Annotated in this window: 10 protein-coding genes and 1 other annotated feature; of the genes, 3 read left to right on the plus strand and 7 right to left on the minus strand. The window is 46.4% G+C overall.

The features are described from left to right. Positions 1-282 (plus strand): TrkA C-terminal domain-containing protein (locus F8N00_RS13830; protein ID WP_421018405.1); only part of this gene is annotated, 282 nt, incomplete at its 5' end. A gap of 64 nt (positions 283-346) precedes the next feature. On the opposite strand, the gene F8N00_RS13835 is transcribed toward F8N00_RS13830, so the two are convergent. From F8N00_RS13835 to F8N00_RS13855, 5 genes are all read right to left on the minus strand, one after another. Next, positions 347-970: a DedA family protein gene (locus F8N00_RS13835; RefSeq protein WP_023467236.1), complete on the minus strand. Its 624-nt coding sequence runs from the start codon at positions 968-970 to the stop codon at positions 347-349. A 16-nt stretch (positions 971-986) separates the two neighbouring features. Next, positions 987-1,208 carry a hypothetical protein gene (locus F8N00_RS13840; protein WP_023467235.1) on the minus strand — a complete coding sequence of 74 codons (222 nt, stop codon included), beginning with the start codon at positions 1,206-1,208 and terminating at the stop codon, positions 987-989. A gap of 166 nt (positions 1,209-1,374) precedes the next feature. Beyond that, entirely contained in the window at positions 1,375-2,349 is a 975-nt protein-coding gene (gene asnA / locus F8N00_RS13845; protein WP_035398809.1) for an aspartate--ammonia ligase, read from the minus strand. 66 nt (positions 2,350-2,415) lie between these two features. Then, positions 2,416-2,663, minus strand: a binding site (T-box leader). Positions 2,664-2,807: 144 nt separating this feature from the next. After that, entirely contained in the window at positions 2,808-3,695 is an 888-nt protein-coding gene (locus tag F8N00_RS13850; protein WP_023467233.1) for a carbohydrate ABC transporter permease, read from the minus strand. Beyond that, positions 3,692-4,579 carry a carbohydrate ABC transporter permease gene (locus tag F8N00_RS13855; protein WP_023467232.1) on the minus strand — a complete coding sequence of 296 codons (888 nt, stop codon included), beginning with the start codon at positions 4,577-4,579 and terminating at the stop codon, positions 3,692-3,694. Before F8N00_RS13855 ends, F8N00_RS13850 begins: the two co-directional genes overlap by 4 nt. Before the next feature lie 166 nt (positions 4,580-4,745). On the opposite strand from F8N00_RS13855, the gene F8N00_RS13860 reads away from it, so the two are divergent. Beyond that, positions 4,746-6,425, plus strand: coding sequence for a formate--tetrahydrofolate ligase (locus F8N00_RS13860; RefSeq protein ID WP_023467231.1), 1,680 nt, complete (start codon positions 4,746-4,748; stop codon positions 6,423-6,425). Between the two features lie 16 nt (positions 6,426-6,441). Next, positions 6,442-7,398 (plus strand): alpha/beta fold hydrolase, encoded by a 957-nt coding sequence (locus F8N00_RS13865; protein WP_041254998.1) that lies wholly within the window; start codon positions 6,442-6,444, stop codon positions 7,396-7,398. Between the two features lie 73 nt (positions 7,399-7,471). Here the strand turns inward: F8N00_RS13865 and F8N00_RS13870 are convergent, their stop codons facing one another. Both F8N00_RS13870 and F8N00_RS13875 read right to left on the minus strand, forming a co-directional pair. After that, the gene (locus tag F8N00_RS13870) at positions 7,472-7,891 is read right to left on the minus strand and encodes a hypothetical protein (RefSeq protein ID WP_023467229.1); all 420 of its coding nucleotides are present in this window, start codon (positions 7,889-7,891) and stop codon (positions 7,472-7,474) included. After that, positions 7,888-8,433 (minus strand): imm11 family protein, encoded by a 546-nt coding sequence (locus F8N00_RS13875; RefSeq protein ID WP_023467228.1) that lies wholly within the window; start codon positions 8,431-8,433, stop codon positions 7,888-7,890. The genes F8N00_RS13870 and F8N00_RS13875 overlap by 4 nt, the downstream gene beginning before the upstream one ends. Between the last annotated feature and the right edge of the window lie 222 nt (positions 8,434-8,655).

An 8,655-nucleotide genomic window follows, 5' to 3' on the forward strand; every position in this document is an offset into this window, starting at 1 on the left:
ACACAGACTTCTGCTATTCATACGGTCATTGAATTCATGTCGATTGGTAAACCGAACGCCGAAATTATTGAGTTAACGTTACCAATGTCCCATCCATTCATTGGAACGACGATCTCAGAGATTGATTTGCCACAAGAATTTTTGATCACTGCCATCATTCGTGATGATCAAATCATCACACCGCGTGGCGACACTGCCCTTGAAGGCAATGATCAACTGTTATTGCTGACACCAAAACATCGCATCAAAACACTGAAACGATTTTTGTTCCCACCCGCTTGAGCTTCATATAAAAAGGGAGTAGATGCTTGCCATCTACTCCCTTTTTATATGTTCACTTATTCTATTATTTCGTCTTTGTGTCTTGCGTCTGTTCCTTCTGTTTTGCTTTAGAGCGACGATAAAGGATATACCCTCCAAGAATCACGACGATTCCACCTAAGATCCACCACAACTCTTGCTCTAATCCCTTTAGCATCGATTCCGCGCGTTCTACTCCAAACCGTTCACCAACCCAAATGTAGAAGAAGGAAACTGGAAAAAGTCCAATACTTGAAGCGAGTAGATAACGTTTGAATGATAAGCCGAACAAACCACATGGAATCGAGACGACCGAGCGCACGACTGGGAAGAAGCGTCCGAACAAAGCAGACCATGTGCCGTATTTCGCGACGATGCGCTCCCCTTGCTCAATTTCTTTTTCTTTAATCAGTAACCATTTGCCGTACCGGATAAGTATCGGACGACCAGCATAACGACCTAAAAGATAAAAGACCGTCGCGCCCATTAGACTTCCTAAAAAACCGACAAGAACAGCAACTGTCCAACTGACTGTTCCGTTCGATACATATAGACCAAGTAATGGTAAGCCGACTTCTGCTGGGATCAATTCCGTACCAAGACCAACGATCATAATTCCTAAAAACAGCCAGAGATTGGATTCTCCGGCTGAGAACAACCATTCCAACATACAAGTAACCCTCCGTTCATCCTCTCGCTGGACGGAGGAGATAATAGATGATGACGACTAGTGTCGTCCAGACGCCTGTGAAGATTCCGATGATCCCGACAATGAAGAAACCGAGTGCAACGATTGAGCCTGTCCGTTTATAATCCCGCCACATCGTTCGTAAGCCCTTAATGTTAAACCAAAGAAACGCAATGAACAAAATAGGGATGAGTATCCCAACAATTAATAGAGAAGACATGCTTTCACCTCTTTCTTATTTATTGTTATCCCCATTCTATCAGGAATCGACACGTCTTTCCTCCGCCTGAGGTCGTACGAACCTAAAAAAGGGCACGCTTCCGAATCGGAGCATGCCCTTTGCTTTATAAAACATCCTGTTTTGACGCTTTCTTACTATATATATGTCAGAGCAAGTGGATGCCTTCCGCTTGAAGACTTTTACGCGTCTCTTCTGACCAGACAGAAGCTTGGACTTCGCCGATATGACGCTTCTTCAATAAGAACATCGCCATACGAGATTGACCGATTCCTCCACCCATCGTTAACGGTAGACGCTCTTCGAGTACACCTTGATGGAATGGGAATGCCAATTTATCTTCTTCTTGAGCAATCGCTGTCTGTTTCAACAACGCTTCACGATCAACGCGAATACCCATTGAAGACAATTCGAATGCTCCGATTTCTGGGTGGTGTACTAAAATGTCACCGTTGAGCGTCCAGTCATCGTAGTCAGCCGCTCGACCATCATGCTTCTCACCTGAAGCCAGTGCGCCACCGATTTGCATGAGGAAAACAGCACCATATGCTTTCGTGACTTCTGTTTCACGTTCTTTCGTCGAAAGTGTCGGATACGCATCCTCTAACTCTTGTGTTGTCATGAAATGAATCGTTTCCGGTAAGATTGCTGAAATACCATACTCCGCTTCTACTTCTTGTTCGACTTGGCGAATCGTTGCATAAATCGCTTGTACCGTTTCTTGTAAATAAGCACTCGTCCGTTGTTCTTTCGTGATGATCCGTTCCCAGTCCCACTGATCGACGTGAATGGAGTGTGTCGCATCCAGCATCTCATCGCGACGAATCGCATGCATCAACGTGTATAATCCTTCTCCCGCTTCAAATCCGTACGTATGAAGCGCTTGACGCTTCCACTTTGCAAGAGATTGTACGATTTCAAGATCTGCTGTGTGATCCAAAGCATCGAAACGAATGATTCGCTCTACGCCGTTGAGATGATCGTTGACACCGAGTGTACTTTCTACGAACAATGGTGCTTCGACACGTGTCAATCCGAGTGTTGTCGAAAAGCGTTCTTCAAAGCGTTTCTTTACGAGTGTGATCGCTTCCTGTGTGTGTTTCATCGATACGAGTGTTGTCATGGTGGTGTTCCTCCTCAATTGTGTTTTGAAAAAGAAGCCATAAAAAAGAGCCCTTCTTTCCCAAGAATATGGGACGAAAGACTCGGTTCCGCGGTACCACCCATGTTAGCAACGATGTTGCTCACTCAAAAGACGAATCACTTCATCTTCGGCCTTATGATAACGGACAGGCAACTCCGGCTACGCCTACTGACATTCGGGTTCGGGTAGCGACTCCGGGAGGTTCTTCGCATCTTGCTTCCGACTGGGCTCTCACCATCCCCAGCTCGCTATACGGTCGTACAAGGTGTTACTCTTCCCTTCAACGTCGTTGTTACAATTGAATTGAGAACATCGTACAACAGGTCGCAAGCATTTGAAAAGACTTTTTTTCAAAAAAAATAAAAGTTGTCAGATTAATCTGACGTGTGAATCATGAAAAAAGCGTTCTCGCAGAAGCGAGAACGCGCTTACAAAAATTATTTGATCGATCCACTCGTAATTCCTTGAATGATCTGTTTTTGCAAGGCAAAGAAGAACAACAATAACGGAATGATCCCGAGGACGAGTCCGGCAAGTGCTAAGTCCCACTGCTTCGTATATTGACCGAAGAAATAGAACGTCGCGAGTGGAATCGTCCGTAAATCGACGTCTCGTAACATCAGCGATGGCAGTAGGAAATCGTTCCAAATCCACAGCGTGTTCAAGATGATGATCGTGACCGTGATGGGCTTGAGTAATGGGAACACGATGCGCCAGAACACACCCCATTGTGAACAACCATCAATGATGGCCGCCTCCTCGATTTCTTCAGGAATCGACTTCATGAATCCATGGTATAAGAAGATTGATAATCCAGATCCAAAACCAAGATACATCAGAATCAATCCCCAATAACTGTTCTGCAATCCGAGATCACCAGACAATTTCGATAAGGGAATCATGATCGACTGGAATGGAATGATCATCGCCGCAACGAATAAGAAAAAGATGATCGTCGACAAGCGTGTTTTCGTCCGGACGAGTTTCCAGGCCGCCATCGAACAAAAGATGATGATGACCGCGTTAGCACCGACTGTAATGATGACGGAGTTTAAAAAGACTTTTCCGAAGTTCATGGCTTCCCATGCTTCTGAATAGTTGGACGTCATCCATTCCTTTGGTAGACCCGTTGTGTTCGTAAAGATATCGCCCTGCGTCTTGAAAGAATTCGAGACAACGTAATAAAACGGGATCATGTACAGTAGCCCCATCAATAAGGCTGCCAGTTCGACTGTTCCAAGACGGAGTGAATAACGACCTCTCGTCTTTTTAGAGCGCTTCGGTTTCTCCTCTTGCGGAGTGGGTAATGGTTGTGCTGTACTCATGCTTCCACCTCCCGTTTTTTCGTCAGATAGACTTGAGTGACTGTAATCGCTGCAACAACAACGAAGAAGATGATTGCCTTCGCTGATCCGAGTCCAAGATTATTATTCGTAAACGATTCTTTGTAAATGTTTAGAGCAAGCATCTCGGTCGATTTGAATGGTCCGCCATTCGTTAGGGATAAGTTCGTATCGAATAACTTGAAAGACCATGAAATCGTCAAGAAGAGACAGATTGTGACCGACGGCATGATCAGTGGCAACGTAATGTTCCGTAACGTCGATAGACGATTGGCACCATCGATTTTTGCCGCTTCAATCAGCTCTTGTGGCACGTTTTGCAGAGCCGCGATATAGATGACCATGATGTAACCGCCACCTTGCCAAATCGAAACAATGACGATACCCCAGAATCCTGTCCGGGCATCTCCTAACCATGGAAGTTCAAATATACTCCACCCTGTCAATTCACCGATCGATGCGAAGCCTTTGACATAGATGAACTGCCAAACGAAACCGAGGATCAACCCACCGATCAAGTTCGGCATGAAGAAAATCGTTCGTAAGAAATTACGTGTGCGAATATTTTGTGTCAATAAGAACGCCAAGATGAAACCGACGACATTCGTTAAGATGACGGCAACGACCGTATATTTCGTCGTCAACCAAAATGACTGCTGGAACTGCTCGTCACTCGTAAAGAGACGGACATAGTTATCAAAGCCGATCCAATTCAATTCTCCGGTTACACCGTTCCAATCCGTGAACGAATACATAACGCCATTGAAAAACGGTACAAGCACGATCACTGCGAATACAAGAAAGACCGGTCCGACGAAGAGCCAAAAATCAAGACCGCGTTTCCACTTCTTTTGTCCAGATGTCATTGTTTCATCCCTCCTCCACTCTACAGTACGTCTTTCTCTAACACTTGAACACGTCACCATTTGACCCATTGGGTGGAAAATATTGAACGTTTTCCTTTGGCGCGTTCGCACTAGATACGCTACTATTAGAAAAAAGAGAGATCCAATCAAAGAGGGAGTCGATACCATGGAAAAGACCATTCGTTCAGACTTAGAAATCGCACAACAAACCGTCTTACGCCCGATTCGAGAAATTGCGGACCGGATTGGTTTGCAAGAAGAGGATTTTGATACGTACGGAAAGTATAAAGCGAAGTTGACAGATGGACTGTTGAACCGATTGGCAACGAAATCTGACGGGAAATTGATCCTTGTCACAGCTATCAATCCGACAGCTGCCGGTGAAGGAAAATCAACCGTCACTGTCGGACTCGGACAGGCGTTGCATCGGGCAAACCATAAGACGATGATTTGTTTACGGGAACCCTCACTCGGTCCGACGATGGGCTTAAAAGGTGGCGCGTGTGGTGGTGGCTATAGCCAAGTTCTACCGATGGAAGAGATCAATCTGCATTTCACAGGCGATATGCATGCGATCACATCTGCTCATAATACAATCAGTGCCTTGCTCGACAATCACCTGCATCAAGGTAACATCCTTGGTATCGATCCGCGTCGTATCGTCTGGAAACGCGTTCTTGATTTGAATGACCGTGCCTTGCGCCAAGTTACGATTGGTCTTGGTGGTCCTGCGCATGGTGTGCCGCGTCAAGATGGATTCGACATCACGGTCGCTTCCGAAATCATGGCGGTCCTCTGTCTAGCAGACTCCATTTCGGATCTTGAACAGCGGTTGAGTCGCATCGTCGTCGCCTATACGTACGATCAACAGCCGGTTACAGTCAAAGATATTCAGGCATCAGGAGCTGCGACGTTACTCCTGAAAGATGCGTTCCGCCCGAACCTCGTTCAAACCGTCGAAGGAACACCAGCACTGATTCATGGTGGACCGTTCGCGAACATCGCACATGGCTGTAACTCTTTGATTGCAACGCAAACTGCACTGAAGCTAAGTGATTACGTTGTCACAGAAGCAGGATTCGGAGCCGATTTAGGTGCCGAAAAATTCTTCAACATCAAATCACGGATCGGCGGACTTCACCCGGATGCCGTCGTTATCGTCGCTACGGTTCGTGCCTTGAAGATGCACGGAGGTGTCGACAAAACGCAACTCAGCGAAGAAAATCTCGCCGCCTTAACAGATGGTCTTGCGTTACTTGAAAAACACGTCGAGACGATGAATCTGTTCGGTGTCCCTGCCGTTGTTGCCTTGAACCGTTTCTTCACCGACACGGAAGCAGAACGGAATATGATCTTGGAATGGTGTCAGGATCGTAATATTCGTGTCGCGGAAAGTGAAGTCTTCAGTAAAGGGGGAGCTGGCGGCGAAGCACTCGTCACGGAAGTCATGCAAGCTCTTGAGGAACCGAGCCAGTTCCGCCCTCTGTATCCTGACGTCTTACCGCTTCGTCAAAAGATCGAGCGTATCGCAAAGCGTGTCTACGGCGCAGCCGACGTTCATTTTGAAGACAAAGCGCTCCGCGAACTCGAACGGTGTACGGAGATGGGATTGAATGAGTTACCGATTTGTATGGCAAAAACACCCTTTTCTTTAACGGATGATCCTGCTCGTTATGGTCGTGTCGAAGACTTCACGATCACGGTCCGCGAAATCCGTCCATCGGTTGGTGCAGGGTTCATCGTTGCATTGACTGGGAATGTATTAACGATGCCAGGATTACCGGCAGTTCCTGCCGCCTTCCACATGGGCGTATCGGAAGACGGACAGGTATTTGGACTTTCTTAATGAGAGGATGAGTTACATGACGATTGATCATTCACATTGGATAGCCTCTGACGGCTATACTACGACATTGCATAGCCTCGAAGCCCACGACCCTAAAGGAGTCGTGATCGTCTTTCACGGGATGATGGAGCATGGCGCGCGGTATGAGGAATTCGCCGAATTCCTCTATGCGCATCATTACCACACAATCATCGCAGACTTACGCTGTTTCGGAACCCGAGCAGCACAGCTCGGAACACTTGGACACCTCGAGCCGAATCAAGGGTTTAAACAATTGATGCAGGATGCAGAAGAACTCGTCTCTGACATCAAAGAGCGTTATCCGACGCTACCGGTGTTCATCTTCGGTCATAGTTTTGGTTCGTTGATTGCTCGCCGAATCGGTCAAACACTCGGTCATACAGTAGCTGGAATCATCGCGAGCGGACCCCCGACAAGTACAGGTTTACTCGGTGATGTCAGCCAAAAACTCGTCGAACGTCAAATCCATCAGTTGTCAGCAATACACCCTGCTGAACGGTTTGGACAACTCGTGTTCGGACGGTATAACTTACGTTTTTTCCCAGCACTTTCTAAAAATGCTTGGCTCTCTTCGGATCCTCAATCCGTCATGCGCTATGATGCAGATCCATTGTCCGGTCAAACAGTCACGCTTGGGTTCTTCCACGAACTCTTACATGCAACGAAACTCGTCAACGCACTTGCTTCCATCTATCAGCATCCACGTCATTTACCTCTCTTATTGCTTGCTGGTGGAGATGACGCGGTCGCGTTCGACGGAAAAGGTATCCATCATTTGTTTGATATGTATAATCGTGTCCGTGTCGATGCTGTACAGCTGACGATTTATCGAGGGTTACGTCATGAGCTCTTCCATGAGTTCGAACGCATCCGCGTTTTTGCCGATATCGCGAGCTGGTTGAATAAACAAGTCAATCCTGCAGCTAAACAGTCATCTTCCCGTTCTTCTTAAGCTACATCGATCGATATAAAAAAAGGCAGCGAATCCTTGTGATCCGTTGCCTTTTGTACTTCTATCGTATCCTTCATTGAATCCAAGTCAGTGAAGAAATCATAGCTTCGATTTCTTCGATTTCAAGCGTCTCGCGTTCTGCAGAGTACGTCAATAAGACTAACCGTTCCCCGTCCGAATACGCGTAGATCCGTAAGAAGATATCTTCTTCTTTCCCATCTACTGCAAGCAACGCTTCTTTTGTTGAATTACGACGGACTTCAAGTGCTCCTGTTAGTTCGATGCCGAACTCTTCCACCAACAGATTGATTTCTTGTTCCGCCGCCTCATACGGTGTCAATTCTTCTGAATCGGACTCATAAATGGATAATTGGAGCGTTCCCATTGCATTTTCATCCGTCGAATAAAAACTGACATATGTCTCTTCTTCTTGATATTCGAATACCTTTGGATATTCTAGCGTGATCCAATGATCGACTGTGTACTGTTTCATTTGAATTCCTCCATTCGTTGTATCTCTTCAAAGCGGATACCCGTCACAGCCATACGCTCGAATTGTCGAGCGAGTTGAGCAGAGACGAACATGCGATGCGTGCGCTCATCTCGCATAAGATGATGCGGACAAATCGAATCGCTGATTCGTCGCTCTGTCAAAAAATAGACGCGTCGTCTCGGGACCGGACGGAATACATCCGTCGTATGTAGATGTTCGATCCGACTGACAGATAAGAGATTGAGAAGATAGTACGGAACCACTCCGTCCTTCGTCTCAAGATGTACCTTGAGACATTGTACAGAAAAAGGCGCGTATGCTGCAATGACGCGTTGCACACGTTCCGAGACGAGCGGCAGATCGAATGTGTTTGGAAGGACATCCGGTAGCAAATCCGCATCTTGATTGATGGAAAAAGCAAGTACACCTACGTTATGGAACCACTCTCCTATCAATAAGCGATGACGATCGAATTGATGGTGACAGATCGCCTTCCATCCTTTTCCCATCGGCTGTTCGCTCCAAACTCGCACTTCATTCACCAGACACTCTCTCCTCTACCCAACTTTACCCATATTGCAAATCAAGATTACCATTGGAAACGATTAACTAGTATTATTGTACACCGAATCTTAAAAGAAATTGCTTTTTTTCATAAAAGTTATGGAAATGCCCTCTTTGCTATGCTACTATATTTCATGTAGCCAATACGCGGGTGTAGTTTAATGGTAAAACCTCAGCCTTCCAAGCTGATGACGAGAGTT

Source organism: Exiguobacterium sp. A1_3_1 (assembly GCF_048985645.1).
Taxonomy (GTDB): domain Bacteria; phylum Bacillota; class Bacilli; order Exiguobacteriales; family Exiguobacteriaceae; genus Exiguobacterium_A; species Exiguobacterium_A indicum.

What these genes read in the sequence shown, in the direction of transcription:
- F8N00_RS13835 (WP_023467236.1), bottom strand. Translation starts at nt 970, where the DNA reads ATGTTGGAATGGTTGTTCTCAGCCGGAGAATCCAATCTCTGGCTGTTT.
- F8N00_RS13840 (WP_023467235.1), bottom strand. Translation starts at nt 1,208, where the DNA reads ATGTCTTCTCTATTAATTGTTGGGATACTCATCCCTATTTTGTTCATT.
- asnA (WP_035398809.1), bottom strand. Translation starts at nt 2,349, where the DNA reads ATGACAACACTCGTATCGATGAAACACACACAGGAAGCGATCACACTC.
- F8N00_RS13850 (WP_023467233.1), bottom strand. Translation starts at nt 3,695, where the DNA reads ATGAGTACAGCACAACCATTACCCACTCCGCAAGAGGAGAAACCGAAG.
- F8N00_RS13855 (WP_023467232.1), bottom strand. Translation starts at nt 4,579, where the DNA reads ATGACATCTGGACAAAAGAAGTGGAAACGCGGTCTTGATTTTTGGCTC.
- F8N00_RS13860 (WP_023467231.1), top strand. Translation starts at nt 4,746, where the DNA reads ATGGAAAAGACCATTCGTTCAGACTTAGAAATCGCACAACAAACCGTC.
- F8N00_RS13865 (WP_041254998.1), top strand. Translation starts at nt 6,442, where the DNA reads ATGACGATTGATCATTCACATTGGATAGCCTCTGACGGCTATACTACG.
- F8N00_RS13870 (WP_023467229.1), bottom strand. Translation starts at nt 7,891, where the DNA reads ATGAAACAGTACACAGTCGATCATTGGATCACGCTAGAATATCCAAAG.